General features: G+C 42.9%; 19 protein-coding genes. 15 read left to right on the top strand and 4 right to left on the bottom strand.

What is annotated here, in order from left to right; genetic code table 11:
* Positions 1-116 precede the first annotated feature (116 nt).
* The 11 genes from pyrH to I6E61_RS07775 all read left to right on the top strand — a co-directional run bounded on the left by pyrH (position 117) and on the right by I6E61_RS07775 (position 13,308).
* The gene (pyrH, locus tag I6E61_RS07825; protein ID WP_110922359.1) at positions 117-842 is read left to right on the top strand and encodes a UMP kinase; all 726 of its coding nucleotides are present in this window, start codon (positions 117-119) and stop codon (positions 840-842) included.
* A gap of 149 nt (positions 843-991) precedes the next feature.
* Positions 992-1,546: a ribosome recycling factor gene (gene frr, locus I6E61_RS07820; RefSeq protein WP_194196961.1), complete on the top strand. Its 555-nt coding sequence runs from the start codon at positions 992-994 to the stop codon at positions 1,544-1,546.
* Positions 1,547-1,762: 216 nt separating this feature from the next.
* Positions 1,763-2,521 carry a polyprenyl diphosphate synthase gene (uppS, locus tag I6E61_RS07815; RefSeq protein ID WP_197132699.1) on the top strand — a complete coding sequence of 253 codons (759 nt, stop codon included), beginning with the start codon at positions 1,763-1,765 and terminating at the stop codon, positions 2,519-2,521.
* A 191-nt stretch (positions 2,522-2,712) separates the two neighbouring features.
* Entirely contained in the window at positions 2,713-3,522 is an 810-nt protein-coding gene (locus I6E61_RS07810) for a phosphatidate cytidylyltransferase (protein ID WP_197132697.1), read from the top strand.
* A 92-nt stretch (positions 3,523-3,614) separates the two neighbouring features.
* Positions 3,615-4,820 carry a 1-deoxy-D-xylulose-5-phosphate reductoisomerase gene (gene ispC / locus I6E61_RS07805; protein ID WP_197132695.1) on the top strand — a complete coding sequence of 402 codons (1,206 nt, stop codon included), beginning with the start codon at positions 3,615-3,617 and terminating at the stop codon, positions 4,818-4,820.
* A 110-nt stretch (positions 4,821-4,930) separates the two neighbouring features.
* On the top strand, positions 4,931-6,307 hold the full coding sequence (gene rseP / locus I6E61_RS07800; protein ID WP_197132692.1) for an RIP metalloprotease RseP: 1,377 nt from the start codon (positions 4,931-4,933) through the stop codon (positions 6,305-6,307).
* A 264-nt stretch (positions 6,308-6,571) separates the two neighbouring features.
* On the top strand, positions 6,572-8,965 hold the full coding sequence (bamA, locus tag I6E61_RS07795; RefSeq protein ID WP_197132689.1) for an outer membrane protein assembly factor BamA: 2,394 nt from the start codon (positions 6,572-6,574) through the stop codon (positions 8,963-8,965).
* A 139-nt stretch (positions 8,966-9,104) separates the two neighbouring features.
* Positions 9,105-10,121 (top strand): UDP-3-O-(3-hydroxymyristoyl)glucosamine N-acyltransferase, encoded by a 1,017-nt coding sequence (gene lpxD / locus I6E61_RS07790; protein WP_197132686.1) that lies wholly within the window; start codon positions 9,105-9,107, stop codon positions 10,119-10,121.
* Positions 10,122-10,173: 52 nt separating this feature from the next.
* Positions 10,174-10,683: a 3-hydroxyacyl-ACP dehydratase FabZ gene (gene fabZ, locus I6E61_RS07785; protein ID WP_110922367.1), complete on the top strand. Its 510-nt coding sequence runs from the start codon at positions 10,174-10,176 to the stop codon at positions 10,681-10,683.
* Between the two features lie 185 nt (positions 10,684-10,868).
* Positions 10,869-11,648 (top strand): acyl-ACP--UDP-N-acetylglucosamine O-acyltransferase, encoded by a 780-nt coding sequence (gene lpxA / locus I6E61_RS07780; RefSeq protein WP_197132683.1) that lies wholly within the window; start codon positions 10,869-10,871, stop codon positions 11,646-11,648.
* 307 nt (positions 11,649-11,955) lie between these two features.
* Positions 11,956-13,308 carry a sodium-dependent transporter gene (locus tag I6E61_RS07775; RefSeq protein WP_197132680.1) on the top strand — a complete coding sequence of 451 codons (1,353 nt, stop codon included), beginning with the start codon at positions 11,956-11,958 and terminating at the stop codon, positions 13,306-13,308.
* Between the two features lie 108 nt (positions 13,309-13,416).
* Here I6E61_RS07775 and tgt read toward each other — a convergent pair whose 3' ends face one another.
* Entirely contained in the window at positions 13,417-14,568 is a 1,152-nt protein-coding gene (tgt, locus tag I6E61_RS07770) for a tRNA guanosine(34) transglycosylase Tgt (protein ID WP_197132677.1), read from the bottom strand.
* 395 nt (positions 14,569-14,963) lie between these two features.
* On the opposite strand from tgt, the gene I6E61_RS07765 reads away from it, so the two are divergent.
* Complete coding sequence (locus I6E61_RS07765) at positions 14,964-15,614, top strand: heme-binding protein (RefSeq protein ID WP_197132674.1); 651 nt, start codon at positions 14,964-14,966, stop codon at positions 15,612-15,614.
* Positions 15,615-15,770: 156 nt separating this feature from the next.
* Here the strand turns inward: I6E61_RS07765 and asd are convergent, their stop codons facing one another.
* Complete coding sequence (gene asd / locus I6E61_RS07760) at positions 15,771-16,904, bottom strand: aspartate-semialdehyde dehydrogenase (protein WP_197132671.1); 1,134 nt, start codon at positions 16,902-16,904, stop codon at positions 15,771-15,773.
* A gap of 422 nt (positions 16,905-17,326) precedes the next feature.
* On the opposite strand from asd, the gene I6E61_RS07755 reads away from it, so the two are divergent.
* Entirely contained in the window at positions 17,327-18,454 is a 1,128-nt protein-coding gene (locus tag I6E61_RS07755) for an endonuclease/exonuclease/phosphatase family protein (RefSeq protein ID WP_197132668.1), read from the top strand.
* Positions 18,455-19,068: 614 nt separating this feature from the next.
* Here I6E61_RS07755 and I6E61_RS07750 read toward each other — a convergent pair.
* Complete coding sequence (locus I6E61_RS07750; protein ID WP_197132665.1) at positions 19,069-20,469, bottom strand: peptidylprolyl isomerase; 1,401 nt, start codon at positions 20,467-20,469, stop codon at positions 19,069-19,071.
* A 187-nt stretch (positions 20,470-20,656) separates the two neighbouring features.
* Positions 20,657-23,764, bottom strand: a complete 3,108-nt coding sequence (lptD, locus tag I6E61_RS07745; RefSeq protein WP_320158578.1) for an LPS assembly protein LptD — start codon at positions 23,762-23,764, stop codon at positions 20,657-20,659.
* A gap of 383 nt (positions 23,765-24,147) precedes the next feature.
* Here lptD and I6E61_RS07740 point away from each other — a divergent pair, with 383 nt between their 5' ends.
* Both I6E61_RS07740 and murU read left to right on the top strand, forming a co-directional pair.
* Positions 24,148-25,260 carry an aminoglycoside phosphotransferase family protein gene (locus I6E61_RS07740; protein ID WP_197132659.1) on the top strand — a complete coding sequence of 371 codons (1,113 nt, stop codon included), beginning with the start codon at positions 24,148-24,150 and terminating at the stop codon, positions 25,258-25,260.
* Between the two features lie 58 nt (positions 25,261-25,318).
* Positions 25,319-26,053, top strand: coding sequence for an N-acetylmuramate alpha-1-phosphate uridylyltransferase MurU (gene murU, locus I6E61_RS07735; protein ID WP_197132656.1), 735 nt, complete (start codon positions 25,319-25,321; stop codon positions 26,051-26,053).
* Positions 26,054-26,128: the final 75 nt, after the last annotated feature.

The raw sequence follows: 26,128 nt of genomic DNA, 5'->3' as shown, positions 1-26,128 counted from the left end.
TTAGCCTTTTGGCATGCTTATCATCAAGTATGTCGGTATCGTCCATACCAAAGGCAAACTCCATTTGTATTTTACCGATAACTTTAATTATAATTTAATGATAACAAGGTGATCTCATGTCTGACAAAAACCCGCGTTACTCTCGTATTTTGCTAAAACTCTCTGGCGAAGCCTTAGCTGGTGGCAAAGACATGGGTATTGATACCGAAGTGCTTGATAAAATGAGTTTGTCTATTGCCCATTTGCGTGGACTTGGTGTCCAAGTTGGTATCGTGGTCGGCGGTGGTAACTTATATCGCGGTGCCCAATTACAAAAAGAAGGATTGGTTGGCCGCGTTACGGGTGATCAAATGGGTATGCTAGCGACAGTTATGAATGGTTTGGCAATGCGTGATGCCCTTGAGCGCCGTAACATTAAAACGCGCCTGATGTCAGCACTTCCTATTGGCGAAGTGACCGAAAGCTATAGCAGTCGTAACGCGATTCGTTATCTGAAAAATGGCGATGTCTGCATCTTTGTGGCGGGTACAGGCAATCCATTCTTTACCACTGATACGGCTGCTTGCTTGCGTGGTATCGAAATCGAAGCGGGCTTGATTTTAAAAGCGACCAAAGTCGATGGCGTTTATGACAAAGACCCAAGCCTACATGCTGATGCGGTCAAATACGACGGTTTAACGTTTGACGAAGTGTTAGAGCAAAAGCTTGGTGTCATGGATTTAACTGCTATTGCCTTGTGCCGTGAGCATAACGTACCGCTACAAGTTTTTGATATGACCAAGCCTAACGCGTTATTAAATGTCATTATGGGTGAAAATGAAGGCACACGTGTTTATCACTAATCTGCTTTGATGAGCCCCACATTAATATCACAACGTAAATAATTAAAGTTACGTCAGTCGCTGATAATCAATACTAATGATTAATAGCGACTACTGATATAACTCACAACAATGAATGATTTGTCGGTAGCGATAAATAAGGACACATGATGATTAAAGAGATTAAGCAAGACGGCGAAGCACGCATGCAAAAAACGTTGGAAGCGCTGCAGAATACTTTCAGTAAAGTTCGTACAGGCCGTGCCCACCCAGGTATGTTGTCAGGTGTGATGGTCAGCTACTACGGTGCTGATACCGCCCTCAATCAAGTGGCGAGTGTAAACGTTGAAGACTCACGTACACTGCTTGTTCAGCCGTTTGACCGTACTATGGTACAAGCGATTGATAAAGCCATTCGTGAAGCAGATTTGGGTCTAAACCCAATGACTGCTGATGTGATTCGTGTACCGATGCCAGCATTGACGGAAGAAACACGTCGCGATATGCAAAAGCTTGCGCGTGGAGAAGCTGAGAACAGCCGAGTCTCTATCCGTAATATTCGCCGCGACATGATGAATGATATTAAAGACTTAGCAAAAGAAAAAGAAATATCAGAAGATGACGAGCGCCGCGCCAGTGATGATATCCAAAAAATCACAGACAAATATATCGAAACCATCGATAAAAGTCTGACCAAAAAAGAAAGCGATTTGATGGACGTCTAAATACTGACTCCTCTGTCACTTATGGCACAGATTGATTCAGTTATTCCTCCCTATTAAGCAGCCAATGTGCCAACGCTATTGGCTGCTTATTATTGTGTAAGCACTAAGCGCCTGATGACTGCATTATGATAAATTTATGAATTATTTGTCTGATGCTTTTTAATCGCCCTCGTACACGTTATCATTATCTTACCTCAACAATAAGCAAGCTCGCCTATGTCCACTTCAGCCGTTTTGGCTCCTACTATTCTTCCTCGTCATATCGCTATCATTATGGATGGTAACAATCGCTATGGCAAAGCCAATGATTTAGGAAAAGGCCAAGGGCATGTCGCTGGCAAAGACGCGCTAGATCCCATCGTTGAGTATTGTGTGGATGCTGGTATCGAGGTGTTGACGGTATTTGCCTTTTCTAGTGAGAACTGGCAACGTCCGCCTAGTGAAGTAGCACTGCTAATGCAGCTGTTAGCCTCGACTATTCATGAGCAAATACCACGCATGTATGAGTACCGTATACGCTTACGTTTCATTGGCGATCGCAGTCAACTAAGTGATGACTTACAAGCATTGATGGCAGATGCTGAAGCAAAAACGGCAGACTTTGAAGCCATGACACTGGTTATCGCTATCAGTTATGGTGGACAGTGGGATATTGCGAATGCTGCAAAACAGTTGGCGCAGCAAGTAGAGTCAGGACAGTTACGTGCTGATGATATCAATAAAGAGGTGCTCGGTGAGTATGTTCAGTTAGCAGACGAACCAGCCGTAGACATGTTAGTACGTACGGGCGGTGAGTACCGAATATCCAATTTCGTATTGTGGCAATCAGCCTACGCCGAGTTATTCTTCACCCAAACATTATGGCCGAATTTTGCAGCAGATGAGTTGGCGACGATGGTAACAGAGTTTGCTCAACGTCAACGCCGTTTTGGTAAAACCAGTGAGCAGATAGTAATAGAGCAAGACAGTCGCTAAAACAGTCACCGTTTTAAGCATTTACTTAGTATTTTGCAAAGCCGTTATTGTATGAGTAGTTAATATTGGTTGTTTATGAAATAATAAACCGCTTCAAGGAGTGTTAATTGCTATTAGTGGGCTATTGTAGATTAGCTGTTATAATGCACTTTTTGATCATGCGCTATTCATTATTATAAGGCTCAATAAGTATGTGGCAACGGATTAAGACGGCAATTGTTCTCGTTATTATCGTTGGTATTGCAATGTTTGCGAGCCAAACCCCTGTTTTATTTGCACCGCTGTTAGCTATTGGCGTTATTATTGCGGCTCATGAATGGACGAAGCTGATGCCCAAATGGCGTCAACCAGTTGTATTTGTGCTATTAGTCTTGGTGCTGACGTTAGTCTCACTCATGCTTAAAGTGACTTGGCTGTTTTGGTGGGTGGCGTCACTCGCTATATGGTTGATGGCGCTATCTTGGGTCAGAGTATTTCCAACTCATACCAATTGGTACGGAAAAAAACTGGCGTTGATGGGTGCTGTTATATTGACTGCATCGATTACGGCTATGTTTTATCTGTGGCAACTATCGGCATGGTGGCTGCTCTATGTATTCTTATTGGTCTGGTGTGCAGATAGTGGTGCTTACTTTGTAGGTCGCAAGCTCGGTCGTCGCAAGATGGCACCGAATGTCTCTCCTAATAAGAGCATGGAAGGGCTGGCTGGCGGTTTGATCACAGGCCTGCTAGTGGTTATTGGTATTAGTGTCTTTAAACTACAATTGACTGGTGTGCCGTTAGTCGCATTTGTGGCATTATCAGCGATAACGATTTTAGCATCAGTACTTGGTGATTTGTTTGAGTCGATGCTCAAACGCCGTGCTGATGTAAAAGACTCAGGAACGATTCTTCCAGGTCATGGCGGCATACTGGATCGTATCGATTCGCTATTGTCTGCCACACCAATATTTGCACTTGGTTTTTGGGCGATACAACAGTTTGGCTTGATCGTCGTATAAGGCATCAACGTCAAAGCGTTCAAAAATCAAAGCGTTCAAAAATCAGAGCGCTTATTTATTTTTATTTCTCACAGTATCCTTCATAGGCATCAATGGTTATGACGCAACGCATCGCTGTACTAGGCGCAACAGGTTCGATTGGCGATAGTACGTTAGCAATCTTAGCAGCACAACCACAGTACACGGTCTATGCTTTGTCCGGCTATCACCGTTTAGACAAGTTGTTCGAACTTTGCAAACAGTTTTTACCGAAACGTGTCAGTGTACCGACAGCCGCTGTTGATGATTTTGCTCAGCGTCTTAGTACGGCAGGTTTGGACATCGATGTCGTGGGCGGCGAGCAAGGGCTGATAGATATTGCCGTTGACTCGCAAACTGATACCGTGGTCGCCGCGATTGTGGGTGCCGCTGGCCTACCTTCTACTTTGGCAGCAGCTCGTGCGGGTAAGCGTATTTTACTTGCCAACAAAGAAGCGCTAGTGATGGCAGGGCAGGTGATGATTAACGCTGTCAAAATGCACAATGCCACTTTGCTGCCACTTGATTCAGAACACAATGCTATCTTTCAGTGCTTGCCACTCGCCATTCAGCAAGACAATACCCAAATCCATCAGTTAGAGCATGGTGTACGTAAGTTATGGTTGACCGCCTCTGGTGGGCCATTTTTGCAGCAGTCATTTGAGCAGATGCAACAGGCAAGCGTCGCTCAGGCAGTCAAACATCCAAACTGGTCAATGGGTCAAAAAATATCCGTCGACTCTGCAACGATGATGAATAAAGGATTGGAGTTGATAGAAGCTTGTCATTTATTTGATTTGACTGAGGATAAGATAAATGTGGTCATTCATCCACAAAGTATCATTCACTCAATGGTAGAATATAGCGATGGCAGCTTCTTAGCGCAGCTGGGCAGCCCAGATATGAAAACGCCTATCGCGCACGCACTCAGCTATCCAAACCGAATTGAGAGTGGCTCGCAGCCATTGGATTTATATGCGCTCAGCGGATTAGAATTTATCAAGCCAGACTTGCAAAAATTTGCGTGTTTACGTCTAGCACGTCAAGCCATGCAATCAGGTACGCAAGCGACCATTGTACTCAATGCTGCGAACGAAATCGCAGTGGCTGCATTCTTGGATGGACAAATTCGTCTGACTGATATTGCGGATATCAATGAGCAAGCCTTAAATGACATTCAGGTGCCACCATTGACTGAAACTGCTGACATAGAAGATATATTAACGATTGATAAGATAGCACGCCATCTTACTGACAAACTCGTGGCAAAGTTGAATTAATCGTAATTAGTATAATCGCAGAAAAAAGCTTTTAGTCAAAAGACGATTTATAGCAGACCCTAGCAAAGATGTTGATAAAAGATGCTAAGAAATCATACTGAGAAAAGATCATGACGTTTTTATTAACGCTCCTTGCAGCAATATTTGTCTTAGGTCCGCTCATTGCTTTGCATGAGTGGGGTCACTATATCGTGGCACGTATGTGCGGCGTTAAGGTGTTGACTTACTCTATTGGTTTTGGGCCCAAGCTCTTTGGTTGGACCAGCAAAAAAAGCGGTATCGATTATCGTATTTCGGCATTACCACTGGGTGGTTATGTCAAAATGCTCGACGAGCGTGAAGGTGAGGTGGCCAAAGATGAGCAACATTTGGCGTTTAATCATCAGCATCCGCTAAAGAAGATCGCGATTGCCGCTGCTGGCCCTATCATGAATTTTGTTATTGCTATCGCCCTGTTTTGGGTACTGTTTATGACCCCATCAGAGCAGCTAGCGACTAAAATTGGCAGCGTATTGCCTGATACGCCTGCTGCTATGGCACAGCTACCCGTTGGTGGTAAAATTGTGGCGATTGATGGTCATGACGTGCAAACGTGGGAAGGCATCAATTATCGTCTGGCTGGACGTATGGGCGAGACAGATGATGTGAGTATCACGGTGCAATCAGACATCCAGACTGATAACTCTGCCAAAACGTATCAAGCACCCGTGCAGCAATTTATGCAAGGCGCCGCACAAGGTAAAGACGCATTGACCAGCTTTGGCATGCTGCCATGGCAACCAGATATTGCTCCGATAGTGGGTGATTTAAGCGCTGATGGTGCTGCCAGTCGGCAGGGGCTAAAAGTAGGTGATCGCATTACGGCTATCAATGATACAGAAATCAAAGACTGGATCAGTGCTACCCGTATCATCCGCGATAGTCCTGAAACGCTGCTTAATTTTACCGTCCTACGTGACGAAAAATCTTTGCAATTGCAGATTATGCCGCAAGGTAAAAAAGATAACTTAGGTAACGATTATGGCCAAATTGGTGCTATGGTGGTACAGTCTGAGATTGTGGTTCCTGATGCATATAAAACCACAGTCGTTTACGGTCCTGGCGAGTCGTTAGTAAAATCATTTGAGAAGACCGAGCAGTTAGCAGTAATGACGGTTAGCTCAATGGGGAAGATGCTGTCGGGCATGATTGGGTTGGATAATTTATCAGGTCCTATCACGATTGCCAAAGTTGCCAAACAGAGCTTTGATATCAGTTGGCAGATGGTATTGTCTACTGCGGCTTTGATTAGTTTGAGTCTTGCTGTATTGAATCTTTTGCCCATTCCTGTATTGGATGGTGGTCATATCGTTTATCACTTCATTGAGCTGATTCGCGGTAAGCCACTCTCTGAAGGTGTGCAAATGGTTGGTCTGAATATCGGTTTACTCTTGCTGGCAGGTTTCATGGTGTTAGCAATTGGTAATGATATAAGTCGGCTATTTTGATTAAATGATAGCTAATATAAATGATAAGGCATTATGTACTAATGGCTTTAAGCCTATCGTAGTCTGATTATCGTTACGATAGGTGTGAGAGCTTTGTGTCATAGTCTCTGTACTAAACGTAATTTTTAGTTTATTTTGTGATGCATTTTATATAAAGTGTTCTGAGTCTCCCACGTATGAGTTGAAAATTCCATATGCAATGGGTTAGACAATATGAACTTTTTAACTTAACTTAAGCAAGTTTTTTATTGACGGATAGTGTTTATGCGTACGCCTTTATTTATGAGCGCGGCAGGGTTGCCGTTAGTTGTAACAATGATGAGTATGCCGGTACATGCTGCAGATTTTGTAGTCACTGATATCGGTTTCAATGGTCTACAACGCCTAACCCCCGATAGCCTCTATCCGGTTCTGCCTATTACGGTAGGGGATACAGTGACTGATAGCAGTTTAGCGGCTAGTATTAAGTCGTTATATGCTACTGAAAATTTTGCTGACATTCAAAGTCGTGTCGAAGGCGGTCAGCTACGATATGATGTGATTGAGCGTCCGATCATTGCTGAAGTAAATTTTGAAGGCAATAAGCTCATTCCAAAAGAAGGGCTAGAGCAAGGGTTAAAGAATGCTGGATTAACTGCAGGTGAGGTTTTAAAACAAGCCACACTACAAGGCGTAGCCAATGAGCTACAGCAGCAATATATCAGTCAGGGTTATTACAATAGTAATATTGAAGTAGACCAAACTGTCCTAGATGGTAATCGTGTCAAGCTAGATGTACGTTTCGTCGAAGGCGATGCTGCTAAAGTGGTTGATATCAATATCATTGGTAACAAGCACTTTAGTGATGAAGACATCAAAAATGTGTTCGCACTAAAAGAATCTTCTTGGACGCGTTTGTTGTCTAAATCTGACCGTTATGCTCAAGAGAAACTAGCGGCAAGCCTAGAGAGTTTGAAAGCGCTTTATCAAAATGATGGTTATGTGCGTTTTGCAGTAGACAATGCTGTACTGAATATCAGTGAAGATAAAAACAGTATCTTTATTGAGGTAAGCCTTAACGAAGGCGAACAGTACCAGTTTGGCGAAGTCAACTTCTTAGGCAAGCCGACTTTTGATAATGCTGAACTCAAAGAAATGGTTACTTTTGCGCCTGATGAAACATACTCACAGGCTAAGCTAGATGCTACTACCGCAGCACTCAAGAGCAGTTATGGCAATAAAGGTTATTATCTAGCACAGGTCAGACCAGTTCCACGTATCAATGATGAGACTAAAGTAGTCGATATTGATTATTTTATCGACCCTGCACGTCCTATCTATGTGCGTCGTATCAACTTTACGGGTAATATTAAAACCCAAGATGAAGTACTACGCCGAGAAATGCGTCAGTTAGAAGGCACGCTGTCTTCTAATGACAAGATTCAGCTGTCACGTACGCGCTTAATGCGTACTGGTTTCTTTAAAAACGTGACGGTCGATGTCAAACCTGTGCCTAACCAGCCAGACCAAGTTGATGTGAACTATGTAGTTGAAGAGCAGCCTTCTGGTAGCTCAACCATTGCGGCGGGTTACTCACAAAGTGGCGGTGTAACATTTCAGTTAGACTTGACCCAAAACAACTTTATGGGTACTGGTAACCGTCTTAAAGCGGCATTATCACGCTCAGAGACTTATGACTCTTATAGCCTAGGATATACCGACCCATACTTTACAGAAAATGGCGTGTCGCAAGGTCTTAGTGCTTATTATCGCAAGACCAAATACGACGATGATAACGTCAGTAACTATGTGACCGACTCTCTTGGTTCTACGCTAACGTACAGCTATCCAATTGATGAAACTAAGCGTATTAGTGCAGGTTTGAATATCGACAATACGACCGTACGTGGTGGTAGTTATCTTGGGATATCTAACGCTCAAGAGCTGTTAGATGATGGTGGAACGGTAACATACTATGATGATGATGATTTAAGCGATGCCAGTTTTAAAAACGACTATACGACTTATAACTTACTATTAGGTTGGGATTACAGCACGCTAGATCGTCCTGTTTTTCCAACGAAAGGTATGAGCCATGCAATTGATGCAACGATTGGTGTTGGTGATGCTAGTTATCAAAAGTTAACCTATAGCGGTAATGTTTATTATCCTGTTTACAAAGACTTTATCGCACGTGGCTATACCAAGCTTGGTTATGGTAATGACTTGCCTTTCTATGAAAACTTCTATGCTGGTGGTTATGGTTCGGTACGTGGCTATGAGTCTTCAACGCTTGGACCAACATCGGAAACATATTACGATGTGATTAATGGTACAGACGGTACAGATGAAGAGGTCGGTGGTAATGCATTGGCTACATTTGGTGCTGAGCTGATTCTGCCAATGCCGTTTAAAGGGGATTGGGCAGATCAAGTACGTCCAGTGTTGTTTGCTGAGGGCGGTCAAGTCTTTGATACCACTGGCAAAGAAGATGAAACCTATGGCGATACGGGTGTATCACTGATCACGCAAGACAATGACTTACGCTATAGCGCGGGTGCTGGGATAACTTGGTACACGCCAATTGGACCGATTTCATTGAGTTATGCTGTGCCTATCGGTGACAAAGATGGCGACGAGACTGAAGCAGTTCAGTTCCAGATTGGTAGTACGTTCTAACCAAGTACGACCAGCTGTTCTCGTTTCATTAATGACAAAAAATTAGTGGAATACTGACGTATCAGTCAGATATAAATAGGTCGCCAAGATGTTTTTCAGCTTGGCGACTGACTTATTCATAATAACGTTAATATTACCTATGATAACGATAGAGCAAATTGTCACTCGTATTGAGCAGCGTCAGCCTGTTACCAACAAGTCTGATATAAACGCTCAACAACTACGCCGAGAGTTTAATAGCGTTGGTAGTCTGACTACTGCCGATCAGCAGCAGTTGAGTTTTTTGGCTAATGCTCGCTATGTCTCTAGTCTTGCGAGCACGCAGGCAGGAGTAGTGCTGGTTACGGCTGAGCTTCGTGATCAAGTGCCATCGACAGCCATAGCATTAGTGGTTGCAAGTCCTTATTTGGCCTACGCGAGTACCAGTCAGCTGTTTGCTCAAGAGTCATTGCCTAATGGTATTCATCCAAGCGCTGTAATTGCTGATAGCGCTGTGATTGGTGACCAGGTTAGTATCGGTCCTTTTTGTGTAATTGGTGACTATGTGCATATTGGTGAGCGCAGTTCACTGGCTGCTCATGTGGTCGTTGAGGCAAATACTACGGTAGGCACTGATTGCGTTATCAAACCACACGTGGTCATTGGGCATGATTGCATTATTGGTAATCATGTTAGATTGCATGCAGGCGCGAGTGTTGGCTCAGAAGGTTTTGGGTTTGCACCAACCAGCAATCCTAGCAATACAGGCTGGGAGCGTATCGCTCAGCTAGGACGTGTGATAATCGGTGACCATGTGCGAGTCGGTAGTCAAACTTGTATTGATCGTGGTGCCATCGATGATACGGTTATCGGCAATCATGTTATTATTGATAACCTAGTACAAGTCGCCCATAACGTAAGAATTGGTGATGGTACCGCTATCGCTTCACAAACAGCCATCGCTGGCAGTACTAGTATTGGTAAGCGTTGCATCATTGGTGGTGCTGTTGGTATTACTGGTCATATTGAGATCACAGATGATGTGACTTTGTCTGGCATGACGATGGTAACCAAATCGATTAAAACTGCTGGTTCATATTCCTCTGGAACGGCTGCAATGCCGACGGCTAACTGGCGACGTGCTGCGGTACGTTTTCGTCAGCTTGGTCATGATTAGCGCAATTACAAACAAATCATAAAGATTCAAAACATAGCAAGGAAGCGCCATTATGAGCAGCCAAGATATAAATATTTTAAATGATGACAATATTAAAAGTTTAGATGAGCAAGGTCTTAAGTTACCATTAACTTATCACACGCTTAAGCATTATTTGCCACACCGTTATCCTTTTCTTCTAGTGGACAAAATTATTGATTGTACCCCTGGAGAATGCATTACTGGTGTGAAGAACGTGACGATTAATGAAGAATTCTTTAATGGGCATTTTCCTGATGAGCCGATTATGCCAGGGGTATTAATGGTAGAGTGCATGGCTCAAGTCTCAGGCGTTCTTGGATTCATTAGTGCGGGGCTCACGGCAGAAGATGGTTATCTATATCTGTTTGCAGGCGTAGACAAGGTTCGTTTTAAGCGCCGTGTTATCCCTGGTGATCAGCTGACTATTCGTGCTAAAACCGTGATGCAAAAGCGTGGCATTTATAAGTTCGACTGTACTGTGCATGTCGACGATGAGCTGGCTGCTAGCGCTCAAATAATGATTGCTCGTCAAGAGCAATAGCATTGACTGAAAACGATAATGTCCATAGTGAGCCATAGCATCTAAATAGCTATGTTAAAATGGACGATCAGAAAGACCGTTGAATATTTTATATAATAGCAGAGCCATTTTTAGTTTTTTAAACAACGCTAGAGTGGCTGTATTTTTACCATTTACTCGCATCAGATGATACAAAGGCCCACATTATGAGTCAGATCCATTCAACAGCACTCATCTCACCGTCCGCTCAGATTGATGAGACTGCCACTATTGGTCCATATTGTATCGTCGGTGACGAGGTAACCATCGGTGCACATACCGTTTTGCATCGACATGTAGTTGTCACTAAGTTGACTCGTATTGGTCAGCACAATCAGATTTATCAGTTTGCGAGCATTGGTGAAGATCCACAAGATTTGAAATATGCTGGTGAACGTACATGGCTCGAGATTGGCGATCATAATACCATTCGTGAGGCTTGTAGCTTACATCGTGGTACAGCACAAGATGGTGAGCTGACCAAAATTGGCAGCCATAATCTGCTGATGGTCAATACGCATGTGGCTCATGACTGTGTGATTGGCGATCACAATGTGCTGGCTAATAATGTCGGTGTGGCAGGGCATGTCACGATTGGCGATCATACGATCATCGGTGGTAACTCAGGCATTCATCAGTTCTGTACGGTTGACGACTATAGTTTGATTGGTGGGGCGAGTTTAATTCTAAAAGACGTGGCTGCCTTTACGATGGTATCTGGTAATCCGGCAAAAGCGCATGGTTTGAACATCGAAGGTATGCGCCGTAAAGGTTGGTCAAAAGAGACCATCAATTTTTTACGCGAAGCCTATCGTACAATTTTCAGATCGGGTTTGACGACCGTAAAAGCGCTAGAAGTTTTGAATAATGAGCTGTTGCCACAAGAGCCAAAAATTCAACTGCTCATTGACTCATTACAGAAAAGCCGTCGCGGCGTGGTACGTTAAAAGTAGGATAAAATGCGCTAAAAGTTATTAATATTACAAGTCTTCTAATCGAAAAAACGCTTGTTAACTTTAGAGAAAACCCTGAAAGTCATAACTATTAGTTATGGCTTTTTATGTTTGTGAGTACTTGACTTTTTTGGTCGCTTAGCAGAAACTGAGCGTTTACGGTATTGTAATCAATTCTTTCTTAATGTTACTGGGCGTTTCGCATTGATGCGCTTATTAAATAGCCTACTATTGTGAATGGCTTTTATGATAATCAAGGAAGATTATCAGTGACATTAATTGAAGCACGAGGATGGAAAAAATGTCTATCAATAAACAAGAACATGCACAGTGGAGCTCAAGTTTTGGCTTCGTGTTGGCAGCAGTAGGTTCAGCAGTTGGTTTGGGAAATATATGGAAATTTCCATATATGGTAGGTGAAAGTGGTGGTTCAGCTTTCGTTATTGCTTATTTATTCTGTATCGCGCTGGTCGGTTTCCCAATCTTGGTTGCTGAATGGCTGATTGGTCGCCGCGGACAAAAGAACCCAGTTAATACCTTTGTTGATGTTGCTGCCAGTGAAGGCAAGTCACGCAGTTGGGGAATTATTGGGGCTTCAGGTATTTTGGGTGGCTTCTTAATTCTATCGTTCTATAGTGTCATCGGTGGTTGGGCACTCAACTATGTGACTAAAATAGCGACAGGTCAGTTTGTTGGACAAGATAGCGATGCTGTCGGTGCCACATTTGATGCTATGTTAGCGTCTGCTGGTACATTAACGATATGGCACACGGTATTTATGATCTTTACCGCTGTTATCGTTGGTATTGGTGTAACGAGCGGGATTGAAAGAACCGCTAAGATTTTAATGCCGTTATTAGGTGTGATTTTATTCGTTATCGTTGGCTACAACGTCATGAATGGTGGCTTTGGTGAGGCAGTGGCTTATCTGTTTACTCCTGATTTAAGCAAGCTTACCGAAGATGTTATGATTGCCGCATTGGGTCATGCTTTTTTCACACTATCAATTGGTATGGGTATTATGGTCGCTTATGGCTCGTATTTGGGTCGTGAAGTGAACTTGCTTAAGACGGCGCGTATGGTTGTTATTCTAGATACTGTGATTGCTTTGGCTGCTGGTCTAGCTATTTTCCCAATTATCTTTAGTAATGGCCTAGATCCTGCTTCAGGTCCTGGTTTGATTTTTGTCAGTTTGCCAATTGCTTTTGGTAGCATGGGTGCCGGTACGATTATTGGTACATTGTTCTTCTTACTTATTACCTTTGCTGCTGTTACATCAGCAATCTCATTACTTGAGCCAACGGTTGAGTTTTTAGAAGAGCGTACCTCTATGAGCCGTACCGTAGCGACGATCGTTTCGAGCACTATAATTTGGTTGTTAGGTATTGCAGCATTACTATCGTTCAATCTATGGTCTGACGTTACTATCTTGGATAACAACATCTTTGATGCTTTGGATAAACTGACTAGTAAATTCATTCTACCTTTAACAGGTCTTGCAGCGATTATATTCCTTGCTTGGAGAATGGATCAGCGTAGTATTCAACAAGAGCTTGGATTGTCTAATGGCGCGTTTCAGATTTGGCAAATCGTTGCTAAATTTGTTGCCCCAATTGCAGTCGTGGTCGTATTTGTTAATGCACTAATCTCGTAAGGATTAGGCACAGCATTTGATTGTTCTGTATTAAAAGTAATAGATAGAAAAAGGGCTTAAGATAATTCTTAAGCCCTTTTTTTATTCAAATTAAAATGCTAATGAATGTTAGCGTAAATTTAACTCAGGAACCGTTTGACCACGTTTGGTATAAAACTCAATGACAAACTCATCAAACTTGTCTTGTTCAATAGCATCTCTAATACCCTGCATCAAACGTTGGTAATAACGTAGGTTATGAATGGTTGCTAGCTGAGCACCCAACATCTCTTTGCATTTATTCAAATGGTAAAGATAAGCTCGGCTAAAGTTCTGGCAGGTGTAGCAGTCGCATTCAGGGTCTAATGGGCCTTCATCGTTGCGATACTGGCTATTACGGATACGTACCACACCAGCATTGTCTGTATCGCCTGTGACAAAATAGTGACCGTTACGCGCGTTACGGGTGGGCATGACACAGTCAAACATATCGACGCCGCGGCGTACACCTTCAACCAAATCCTCAGGCTTACCAACACCCATCAGGTAGCGCGGCTTATCTGCTGGCATATCATCAGGAAGGTAGTCTAGGACATCCATCATCTCATCTTTTGGCTCACCAACAGACAGACCGCCAATAGCATAACCATCAAAGCCAATATTTAGCAGACCTTCAAGTGATTGCTGACGCAAATCAGGATACATGCTGCCTTGTACGATACCAAATAAGGCATTGGTACTGCCCAGTCTGTTGTGCTCATCCACACAGCGTTGTCCCCAACGTAATGATAGCTCTAAAGACTTTTTGGCTTCGTCATGAGTGGCTGGATAAGGCGTACACTCATCGAACTGCATGACGATATCTGAGTTTAAGCTGTACTGAATTTGCATCGATTTTTCTGGAGACAGAAATACCTTGGCACCATCGATAGGAGATTTGAAGTCGACACCTTCTTCGGTGATTTTACGCATGGCACCTAGACTGAATACTTGGAAACCACCTGAATCAGTCAGGATAGGTTTGTCCCAATGCATAAACTTATGCAAGCCGCCAAACTTATCAATCACTTCGGTACCTGGACGCAACCATAGGTGAAAGGTATTGCCCAAAATAATATCCGCACCGATGGCCTCGATATCACGTGGCAGCATACCTTTGACCGTACCATAAGTACCAACAGGCATAAAAGCAGGCGTTTGCACGTCGCCATGATTGAGATGAACTGTACCACGGCGCGCACGCGTTTCGCCGATGGCTGTTTTATGTAAGACAAATTGCATATGATTATCACTATTTACGCTATGAAAATGGCGATAATTATAGCATTGTTAGCGGTTTTTTTGGACATATAGTCAGAGAATCACTGAACTGCTACGGTGTTACTCTACCTAAATGTACTACTTGTACAATTTTCAGTCGACGGCCTTATACCCGTTTTAGCGTTCTTTAACTATAGATATTGGGTGTCATCGATATACGCTCGATACACACTTTGTTCAATATCGCTTTGTCATAACCAAAAAACACAGATAGCACCCCAAAAGACACAGACAGCAAGTGGCGTCATTGATAAAGTATAAATCATACAGGCGAGGCAGCCAAAGTCATCGGACTTATTTGAAGAAACAGAGTTATTTTAAGAAACAGAGTTATTTTAAGAAAATAGGAAAATAGTATGAAAAAGACAGGTTATTTATTATTAATGGGCGGATTATTATTGATATCAAAAGGAGCGATGGCCGCTGAGACAGAAGAGCCTGATTACACGGTACTGTCGCAATCAGGCGATTTTGAGCTGCGTCGTTATGATGAGCAGCTCGTGGCGCAAACGTGGGTGAGTGGTGACCAAGACGCCGCCAGTCGCGCAGGGTTTAAGACATTAGCCGATTATATCTTTGGCAACAATACAGCGCCAACAGGCGGCAGTAGTAAAATTAGCATGACAGCGCCTGTCACGATGCAGTCTGAAGCCGGTAATGAATCACAAAAAATTGCAATGACAGCACCAGTAAGCATGCAGCAAGAGAATGGTAAATGGCGCGTGCAGTTCACTATGCCTAGTCAATACACTATGCAAACACTGCCAAAGCCTAATAATCCAAATGTTGAGATTATTGAAGTGCCTGCACAGACTTATGGTGTCATTAAATTCTCTTGGCTCGCAGGAGAAGACAAAGTAGCGGAAAAAACCGCAGCGTTGCAAACATGGATGCAAGACCAGAATCTGACGCCTACAGGTGAGCCTGAATTGGCACGTTATAACCCACCTTGGACGCTCCCATTTTTGCGCCGCAATGAGGTCATGATTGCCTACGAGTCAAAATAGTAGTCGCAAAATAAGCGTTGGTTTTTATAAATACGTTATTTATCTGCTTTGACTATTCTTAAATTCGGTGCAATGGGCAAAGTTCATAAAAATTAGGCCCATAAAAAAAGACAGCAATCGCTGTCTTTTTTTTACGCAATGTTTGAGTTAGCTTGTCTAGTTTTTTTGCTCGCGGATGATATTGAGCATACGGCGTAATGGTTCAGCTGCGCCCCATAGCAGTTGGTCACCGACAGTAAATGCACCTAGATACTCAGGACCCATATTGAGCTTGCGCAAACGACCTAACGCAACAGTCAAAGTACCAGTGACAGCTACTGGCGTTAAGCGGTTCATGGTGGCTTCTTTGTCGTCTTCAACCAAGTCCAACCATTCGTTACCGCTATTTTTCAGAGCTGCTTCGATCTCTTCTAGTGGAATGTCTTTTTTGAGTTTGATAGTTAAGCCTTGTGCATGACAGCGCATCGCACCGACGCGTACACACATACCGTCGATAGCAATCTTATCAGCTTCAGAATTACCAAGGATTTTGTTGGTTTCAACACCACCTTTCCATTCTTCTTTTGACTGTTTGTTCTCTAGTTGAACATCAATATATGGGATTAAGCTACCAGCCAAAGGCACACCAAAGTACTGAGTAGGGAAGTCATTCGAGCGCTGAGTCTGAGCGATTTTTTTATCGATCTCAAGAATCGCGCTAGCAGGATCAGCTAACTCGTCTTTGACCGCATCATGTAATACGCCCATACCACTGATGAGCTCGCGCATGTTATTAGCACCAGAGCCACTAGCGGCCTGATAAGTCATGGCGCTGACCCATTCGACCCAGCCTCTATTAAACAACTCACCGATAGCCATCAGCATCAATGACACGGTACAGTTACCACCGATGAAGTCTTTTTTGCCATTGGCTAGAGCGCTATCAATGACATTGCGGTTGACCGGATCAAGAATGATGATGCTGTCATCTTTCATACGTAAAGTGCTTGCCGCATCGATCCAATAACCCTCCCAACCGCCATCACGTAATGGTTGATGTACCTTTGACGTGTAATCACCACCTTGGCAAGTAATAACGACATCACAAGCAGCAAGTGCGTCAATATCATGAGCATCTTTTAATTGGCTGGTTTCAATACCCTCAAAGCTCGGCGCATCTCCGCCTGCATTGCTGGTTGAAAAGAACACAGGTGTGATGCCATTGAAGTCATTTTCTTCTTGCATACGTTGTATCAATACTGACCCAACCATACCGCGCCAGCCTACCAAACCTACTGTTAAATTACTCATGAAATCCAATCCTATTTACAATTATTTTTTGCATCACCAACCGATAACAATGCCGTGAATAGCGCTAAAAAGCAAGGCGTTTTAGTAGTTTTCTATATACTATTAACTATGTTCGTTATAACTTTAAGTTATTAGAATAATGGAAATACTTACTAAGCCTTAGACAGACCCTAATAATACCTAGAAATCACGACTATCAAAAAACTCACATGATAGTTGTTATTATGAGCGGGTAAATATTGTATATGTTTTATGATAGTTGTCGCATAATAACTACTCATTAGTAGTCTATAATATTACGAAATGCTAAGGTAAGAAGCTAACGTCAATTCAGACCAAGCCGTGCAAGATTTCGTCATCGAATAAGTCATGAGCAGGGCCATTTCTTCAGTCATCATCTTAATAGACGGTTAATACACATTATGGATCTCTCACTACTATATTACAGCCTACAGGGGCTAGCAGGATTCATTGCCTTTGTGACGATTTGGGGTTGGATACCACTTGATAATTGGTGGGTGCGCGGTGTTGAGTTTCCACGCATTCAAATCATGGTGTTAGGTACCATTGCTTGGATTGGCATGCTGCTGTTTTGGTCAGAATGGCAGTTAAGTCAGTGGGTGCTATTCTCAGTCTTAAGTATCACTTTAGCGTTTCAGCTGAGAATGATACTGCCTTATACCAGACTGTGGAAAAAAGAAGTCGAGAAAGCAAAAGACAAGCCAGAAGGGCAGGAGAACCATCTGAAAATAATGGTTTCAAATGTACTGACACCCAATGATGACACCCAGAAATTGGTCGGTTTAGTCGAGCAAAAACAGCCTGATATCTTGATTACGTTGGAAAGCGATAAAAAATGGGAAAGGGCCTTACACCAAATCGAATCAGATTATCCTTATACCGTAAAAGTTCCATTAGATAACTTATACGGTATGCATCTCTATTCTAAGCTTGAGCTGATTGATCCTGAAGTCAAATACTTGATGATAGATGACATCCCTTCTATTCATGCACAACTGCGACTACAAAGTGGTCGCGTCATTTGGTTGTACTGCTTGCATCCTATGCCGCCTAGTCCAACCGAAGCAGATAAATCTACCACTCGTGACGCCGAGTTACTGATGGTCGGAAAACACATAAAAGAGAACAACCAAACAGCGATATTGGCAGGTGATCTCAATGATGTGGCATGGTCAAAGACGACTCGACGTTTTCAGCGTATATCTGGACTACTAGACCCACGTATCGGCAGACATTTTATCAATACTTTCCACGTCAATTATCCATTTCTGCGCTGGGCGTTGGATCATATCTTTCATAGCGCCTGCTTTACTGTCGTAGATATTAAGCGTATGCCTTCTGTTGGCTCTGACCACTTTCCTGTTATGACAACGCTACAATATGAGCCGGAAAAAACCAATCAACAAGCGCAAAATGCGCCTACTAAGGATGCAGAAGATATTAGAGAGACAGATCACAAAATAAAAGAAGGTAAAAAAGAAGGTAAAAAAGAAGGTAAAAAGGTATCAAAAGAACACGCAGAAGAATGAAGCGTTTTGGGTCAACAGATACTAGTTTGATAGCTTATTGCGCTATTAAGCTTCCTCTGAAAACGTAAGCATATGCTTACGTCAAATAAGGTCTTTAGCCTCTAGTTGTATTAAACTGATTGCCCTACAATACGACCATCAACACAAGGATATGCAAGGATGCAGTGTTGAGACAGTATCAATAAAAGTTCAGGTCAGCCCGCTGTCTTATAGGTTACTGTTCATGACTTAGGATGAGTCAACACGGAAGAGATAATAACAACAACATGAAGCGTTAAAGCCCCGAACCAATCGCCCTAGGTTCGGGGCTTTTCTTTATTTGTACAGAGTTAAGCCGTATAAAATTAGCTTTCAGAGAGTTGGCGCATGTATCTAATGATTAAAATAATAGATTAAGATGTCTACACTACATCTCGAGGTAGTAAATCTGATATTAGCAAAGTATTAGCAGGGGTAGAGCATATGCCATTTTTAACCCATTTAGATAACTATCGAGTGAATTGAAGACATGCCCTAGATTTTTATAGTTTTTAAAGCACAAATAAAAAGGGTACATGCATTGGCATGTACCCTTTTTCACAAAGACTATTTATGTGATTAGTCTATTCAGTGGCTTATCCAAGTACTTGGATATAAGCGCTAGAACGTAACTCTTGTAGCCAGTCTTCTTGAGCCTGTGGTGCTAGGCGTTGGTACAATGCTTGACGTGCCATACTGCGACGATATTGCTCACTAACATCTTGATCACGCTTACCGTCAATTTTTAAGATATGCCAGCCAAACTGGGTCTTGAAGGGAGCAGAGTAATCACCGACTGCTGTATTTTTCATGACAGCTTCAAACGGACCGACCATGTCTTCTTCACTGACCCAGTCAAGATCGCCACCACGACCAGCTGAGCCTGGATCATCTGAGTAGGTCGATGCTAAACCAGCAAAGTCAGCACCACTACGTAACTGTTCATATAAGTCATTGATTTTTTGTTCAGCAAGCGCATCCGTCTGGAGCTCATCAACTTTAACTAATATGTGACGAGTTTGCCACTGCGGTATCAGCATGGTATCACTGGCTTTTTTATCAGCAAGCTTAATGATATCGATACCTTCAGGAGTAATTAATGGCTCACTGACAGCACCGACATCAAGCTTGGTAATTTGGCTTGATAACTCTGTAGGTAATGAGGCGGCTTTGTGAAAGCCCATATCGCCACCTTGTAGCGGGATAGGATAGCTACCTTGGCTAGCAGCAACAGCTTCTGTAACATTAACATTTGATACGAGCAGGCGAGTGCGTAACGCTTCCGCTACCTTTAATGCTTCTGCACGCTGAGCCTCGGATAGACGGCTATAGTCATCTATGTAAGGCACGCGTACATGGATTGTTTGATATTCACTTTGGTTTAAACGCTTGGCTTCAGGCGATGCCAAAAATGCATCAATATCTTGCTCGCTGATGCGGACACGACTACTGATTTGGCGTTGCTGCAATGTTTGAATAGAGGCATCTTCGATCATTTGAGCACGTAGAGCGGCGTAGCTACCAGGTCTGGCTGCATCTAAGCGTTGCTGTAATGCTGCAATGCTACCGAGTCCTTCTGCTTGTGCGATTTGACCAAGGCGCTGATTGATAGCCGCATCATCAGGCTTTAGACCTGAGCGCTTGATCATAGACAGCTGTAGCTCACGTAAAATAAGTGCATTTAACACTTCAGACTGTAGCTGTGCTGAGTTGTCAATTGGCTCACCAGCAGCTTGAGCACGTGCTTGAGCTTGCGCAATAGCAGCAACCAATTCACTTTTTAAGATAGCATCTTCATTGACCAATGCAATGATACCGTCTGTGCTATTGGCTGGGGTCAAGCGATTCACGTTGCTTTGTTCAGCATTGGTTGTCGCTTTAGCCGCTGCAGGTTTTACGGTGGCAGCTTGGGCATTGAGACTAAGCACAAGGCCTGCACTCATACCCATAGAAAACAGTACAGCACGGCTGGTTTGACGTACAGAAAAAAATCTCATGATGCTCCTCATCAATGTCATCGCATCGGATGGTAGTTGGACAGCACTATCTTTTATGTTTTTAATAATTACATACTGGATGGTGTTGCCCATAATGTTATAAATAATATCACGTAATTAGATAATGACGCGAGTATAAGCTTAGTTGGCTTCTTAGTCGCGTATATTTCATGTATTGGTTAAACCACTAATTTTTCCACGCTGTTTGTACAGGCTCAAAACCGAGTACTTTTTCAGAGAGTAAACTTGTCAAACTACTTTTACCACTGCCCAGACCACTGAGTCTAATCTCGGCCATAATAGCTTGTGTTGGCTCTTCTGTAATATCTAAGTCATTATAGTAACGACGACCATAAACGGCAAAGCCAAAGCAGCAGTCTTCATAATCCACACCAACGAGCGCATCAAGCATTTTACTATCACTATAATCGTATTGGAGCTGTGTCATCACACGCCATTTATTATTGATAGGGAACACGGCAGATGCAGTGACTGCATCTAGTTCTTCTTGGTTGGTATTCGTATCAGTTTGACGTTTAATCAAGCCAACATTGAATAGACTGTTCTCATTTGGCTGATAGCGTAGCTGAGTAGTGATATAGCTTAGATCGTAACTGTGCTTCAATGCACCGTTAACATCGACCCAAACGTTATTATATGGTTGAATGCTAGAGTCCCACGCTATACCTGATGATGAGGTAGTAAAAACTGGTTCATCATCAACCAGTGTTACACGACCATCGTCGATATAAAACTGCTCTGCAATACTACCATCGAAACGTGTCACACCCGTTGCATCGATGTAACGATAGTTAACGCCAGGGGTAATCGCATGCAAATCTTGCAAGCGGTCATGCCCTAAAAACCAACTGTCCGAAAAAAGTTGTTCATAATTAACTGAGGCAATGCGAGTATTAAAGTTGGGAATATCATTTTGGTCCTCGTATGGCGCATATGTATATTTCAATCGCGGACTTAGCAACTGATAGCCACCCATCGTATCGTCAAAAGCGCCAAATGGTGAGCCAGCTTGGTAGAAAGTTAATCCGGCATCAATACTGGCTTGTGGTACAAACACTGATTGACTACCATCTTCTTCACTTAATGAATTGTCTTCTAAGCTATCCTCATCATACACAGTATAGAGATGTTGCAGACTGAGTTTTGGCTTAATATAACCCCATGAAGATTCAATTGGGTAGGCGGCACTAATTTTATTATAAAGACGTGTGCCGCTTTTTTCGTTTTCAGAGCCATCATCGATAGATTTTTTAAAGTACGCCGAATCACTAACACCTGTGACTTCAAAGTTACTGTTCGTAGGTATGCGGTAGTTCAATGTCAACTGTGGTAGGCGAGAATAAGGTCGATCTTTATCTTCTAGTTCCTCACCATCGCTATCAACTGCATCTAGTGTTTGAAAAGATTCAACCTTCAGCTCACCAGTCACATAATCATTATAGTAGTTAAGTCGCGCGCGTCTCGGCAAGTTTACGGTGCTATCAGATAAACCCATTGTGTCAAAATCATCTAAGTAATCAGAATCTGATACGTAGCTGTATTTGAGATCCCCACTCAAACGCGGAATACTTTTGGATTCCCACGTATGCTCATAAAAAAGACTACTACGGTCTTCATCGTCATACTCGTTATCACTGGGCAGGTATGAGCCGTTTAAGGTTCCTTTGCCATAGTCTTCGGTTAAATAGCGAAACTCACCTGATATCATTGGGTTACGATCAGTATAAATATGCGTATCGAGTGTGGCGTCGTAATTGGGTGCCAAATTCAAGTAATAAGGAACCTCAATTTCTAGACCACTTTCACTATCAAAACCAACGTTCGGTAATAAGACGCCACTACTACGACGACTGTCTATAGGGAAGTTAAAATAAGGCAAATAAAAGACGGGAACATCGGCGATACGGAAGGTTGTATCATAGGCTTTACCGCGACCTGTCTCTGTATCTAAGTCAATACTTTTGGCATCAAATTGCCACTTGCGATCCATGGGTGGGCAGGTACTAAACATCACTTCGTCTAATTCGTACTGACTGTCATTAGGTCTGTTCAAACGCTTGGCATAGCCATGAGCTTGTAGGCCGACACTCGCAAAAGCCACATCGTTAGCGGTTGATTGTCCGGTATTGGTATTGTAAGCCAAGCTGTCTGCCACACCGATTAGGCCACTTTGTGCTGTCTTGTCTACAAGGCTATTGGATGTATTATCTGGCGCGCCATCACGTGTTACGCTTTGCCCAGTCGCTTGGTCAGTAAACATGACATTGCCTTGAGCTGCCGCCACACCACTACTCAAATCTAACGAGACTTTTTCTGCTGCTATTTGCTGAGTGCCTTGATTAATAATGACATTACCCGAGAGCTCGGCGTAGTCAACGCTATCGTAATAACCATAGTCCGACTCTGTAAATAAAGGTGCTCGGTTATTTTCGAGGCTATTAGTTGCTCCAGCCTCGTTTACAGCACGCTGATAATTAGGGTTGCTCTTTGGGTAAACCCATTGGCCTTCACAGCGTTCTGAGCTATCTACAGTACGTATTGGCAGCTGTAAGTCTTTACCTACTTTTGGAATGGTTTGAGGGCTGGTTGTGTCGACCGTGCTATCTGCTGCTGGAACTTCAGTATCGGGTGTTAGTTCATAAAACTCTGCCAAGCGCATTAAGCTGTCTTGAATACTTTCATCGCTCAAATCAAGCTTGTTGGTATTTTTTGCAGTTTTAGGCGTGCTTGTATTATTAGTTTGTGTGGCAGAAATGTTTTTCTGAGCATCCAATGCTGGTACAAAAGCTGGATTGTTACTGTCTTGAGTATCGCTGTCTTTATTGCCGCTATCTTTAATGGCAGTGATTTCTAGAGAGCTATTATTACCGATAGAGTCATCACTGAATTTGCTATCGTCAAAAGAGCTGTTATCTAAAGTGCTACCATCTAAATCCGTATCATCACCATCAATACTGTTGGTTAAAGTCGAGTCATCAATAGTAGATTTAGTGGCAACGGCTGCCTGTTGCGACTGTTTGGTTGCAGTAGTAGCCTTTGGACTCTGACTCGCTTGATAGTTGATATCACTATAGTCATGTGTTTGATTGACATTACTATTAGCATTAGGCGCTGCTTTAGATATGTAACGTGTACTACTATCGGTGAGGATCGGCGCAGTTTTTTGTGTGTCAGCATCGCTGATTGCAGCATTAACAGCTAGGCTGGATAAGCCTAAAGCGCCAAATAAGATCACGCGAATGCTTTGGTAAAGCGGAGAATATAACAAGGGCACACCTATGATTGCAGAGCCTATTGGATTGCGATACTGAGCTTAGTAGCCGCATTATTGAACAAGGTATAGCAGTTAATAAACGACTAAAAAATCACTAATTGATGATAGCGATCTCAAGAGTTTGAGTGTTTTACATATAATGACGACTAATCATAGTCAAAAAAAACCAAATCAGCTACACTATTTACCAAAATTTATAATATAGCCATGCTGATTTTCGAATGATTGCCGAGATTATGCTTAGCGCTAAATATTTAATGATAACTTAATATACTTGTTATAGCAGTTATTGTAGCTCAAGATTTCACTATTTTAACAAGGTTTTGCCTGACTTATCACTACTTTAATTGTTTACGACTTATATTTAACCTACGATGCCCATTATGACTGACAAACTGACTTTAGAGCCAACCATGACTGATACCAAAACCAATAGTCGCCTACAGCAGCTAGAGAGCTGGTTGCAGCAGGTATTTACAGGCCAAGAATTTAACTTAGATAGTCTGCCTGGTGATGCCAGCGCCCGACAATACCACCGTATTCAACTGCCAAAAGATGATGGCAATGGAACGTTGAATTACATTGTCATGGATTCTGCTGACGAACAAGATGCCATGCGTCAGTTCATCAACGTCACAAAATTGATGTCACCTGCCATCAATGTACCAGCGATTGTCGCGCAAGATGTGACCAAAGGCTTTTTAGTACTACAAGATTTTGGTGCGGTAGAGTTCGCTCATTTGCTTGTTGATGCGCCAGCTACTCAAATTAACGACTACTATCAGCTAGCAATGCAGACGTTGGTCGCACTACAAACCGTACCTGTTGAGACAGCAAAATCTCAGCACCAATTACCAGATTATGATACGGCGTTATTGGATCGTGAGATGGAACTGTTTACGGATTGGTTTATACCATATATCGGCATAGCGCTCGATAAAACGTTGTGGGACAATTTAAAAGCGGCATTGACCAAAGAGATTTTGCAGCAGCCACAAGTCATCGTCCATCGTGATTATCACAGTCGCAATCTTATGCAAGACCAAGCAGACCATTCACGCTTGGGTGTGATTGATTTTCAAGATGCAGTGGTTGGTGCTTACACCTATGATTTGGTGTCATTGGTGCGTGATGCTTATGTCGAATGGCCAGAGAGTCAAATATCTGAATGGATGAAAGACTTTTGGCAATTACAGCAACAAGCAGAATTAACCACAGCTGCTAGTGCGCAACAGTTTGAAAATGACGTCAATGTAATGGGCGTACAGCGTCATCTAAAAGTACTGGGGATTTTTATCCGTTTGTCTGAGCGTGATGGTAAAGACCGCTATTTAGCAGACATTCCTAAAGTGATGAGTGATCTAGTCTTTGAGCTAGAGTGGCTTGGCAAGCAGGGCAGTGATAGCTTACAACAAGCGCTACTACCATTTAATAAATGGTTTGTGGATACCGTGCTGCCTGCATATCAGCACAAGTTTGTGCAACAGTATATCTAACCATATTTATCGTATTAGTATTTTAAGAGCTTAAAAATCACACATTATAGGAGTGTACATGTCTACCTCTACGATTACACAAGCCATGATTTTGGCAGCGGGCAAGGGTACGCGTCTACGCCCGTTGACGCTTGAGACGCCCAAGCCTTTGGTGGAAGTTGCGGGTCAGCCGCTTATCGTTTGGCACATCAAAGCGCTACAGGCAGCAGGTATCACTGACATTACGATCAATGCGTCGTGGTTGGCTGATAAGCTCATCGATACGTTGGGCGATGGCGCTCAATATGGCGTAAAACTGCATTGGTCAGTAGAAGGCGATGAACCTCTAGAAACAGCGGGTGGCATTTTTCAAGCACTACAAATTGGTAAACTGCGCGATGAGCCATTTATTTTGGTGAATTCTGATGTCTGGACGACCTATGATTTCACACAGTTGCAAGACTACACACTGGGTGCTGATCAGCGTGCGCATTTACTCTTGATTGATAATCCGGCGCACAATGATAGCGGAGATTTTGCGATTAATAATGGGCTTGCTAGTGAGCAACCTGTAGGTGATGCTGATAAATATACCTTTGCTGGCATCAGTGTGATGTCGCCTAGATTGGTTGATGGTTTGGTATCAGGTCAGCCAGCAGCGTTGGCACCATTGCTCAAACAAGCGATGCTCAAGTTTCAGATTACCGCTGAAGTCATTACTGACAATTGGATAGATGTGGGCACGCCTGAGCGCTTGGAACAGGTAAATGAGTTTATCGAAAGTAAAGGTGCCAAAAACCACTTGGGTGTATAAGCTCGATAAATTCTTATATAGTCAGAGAACTACTAAACTGCTACGGTGTTAGTCTCCTTAGATGTACTATTTGTA

Source organism: Psychrobacter sp. NZS113 (genome assembly GCF_015864825.1).
Classification (GTDB): domain Bacteria; phylum Pseudomonadota; class Gammaproteobacteria; order Pseudomonadales; family Moraxellaceae; genus Psychrobacter.
Note: the sequence above shows the minus strand (reverse complement) of the source record. Positions and strands in the feature narration are given on the sequence as shown.

Coding starts and splice junctions, on each gene's coding strand:
- pyrH (WP_110922359.1), top strand. CDS start 117: ATGTCTGACAAAAACCCGCGTTACTCTCGTATTTTGCTAAAACTCTCT.
- frr (WP_194196961.1), top strand. CDS start 992: ATGATTAAAGAGATTAAGCAAGACGGCGAAGCACGCATGCAAAAAACG.
- uppS (WP_197132699.1), top strand. CDS start 1,763: ATGTCCACTTCAGCCGTTTTGGCTCCTACTATTCTTCCTCGTCATATC.
- I6E61_RS07810 (WP_197132697.1), top strand. CDS start 2,713: ATGTGGCAACGGATTAAGACGGCAATTGTTCTCGTTATTATCGTTGGT.
- ispC (WP_197132695.1), top strand. CDS start 3,615: ATGGTTATGACGCAACGCATCGCTGTACTAGGCGCAACAGGTTCGATT.
- rseP (WP_197132692.1), top strand. CDS start 4,931: ATGACGTTTTTATTAACGCTCCTTGCAGCAATATTTGTCTTAGGTCCG.
- bamA (WP_197132689.1), top strand. CDS start 6,572: ATGCGTACGCCTTTATTTATGAGCGCGGCAGGGTTGCCGTTAGTTGTA.
- lpxD (WP_197132686.1), top strand. CDS start 9,105: ATGATAACGATAGAGCAAATTGTCACTCGTATTGAGCAGCGTCAGCCT.
- fabZ (WP_110922367.1), top strand. CDS start 10,174: ATGAGCAGCCAAGATATAAATATTTTAAATGATGACAATATTAAAAGT.
- lpxA (WP_197132683.1), top strand. CDS start 10,869: ATGAGTCAGATCCATTCAACAGCACTCATCTCACCGTCCGCTCAGATT.
- I6E61_RS07775 (WP_197132680.1), top strand. CDS start 11,956: ATGTCTATCAATAAACAAGAACATGCACAGTGGAGCTCAAGTTTTGGC.
- tgt (WP_197132677.1), bottom strand. CDS start 14,568: ATGCAATTTGTCTTACATAAAACAGCCATCGGCGAAACGCGTGCGCGC.
- I6E61_RS07765 (WP_197132674.1), top strand. CDS start 14,964: ATGAAAAAGACAGGTTATTTATTATTAATGGGCGGATTATTATTGATA.
- asd (WP_197132671.1), bottom strand. CDS start 16,904: ATGAGTAATTTAACAGTAGGTTTGGTAGGCTGGCGCGGTATGGTTGGG.
- I6E61_RS07755 (WP_197132668.1), top strand. CDS start 17,327: ATGGATCTCTCACTACTATATTACAGCCTACAGGGGCTAGCAGGATTC.
- I6E61_RS07750 (WP_197132665.1), bottom strand. CDS start 20,469: ATGAGATTTTTTTCTGTACGTCAAACCAGCCGTGCTGTACTGTTTTCT.
- I6E61_RS07740 (WP_197132659.1), top strand. CDS start 24,148: ATGACTGACAAACTGACTTTAGAGCCAACCATGACTGATACCAAAACC.
- murU (WP_197132656.1), top strand. CDS start 25,319: ATGTCTACCTCTACGATTACACAAGCCATGATTTTGGCAGCGGGCAAG.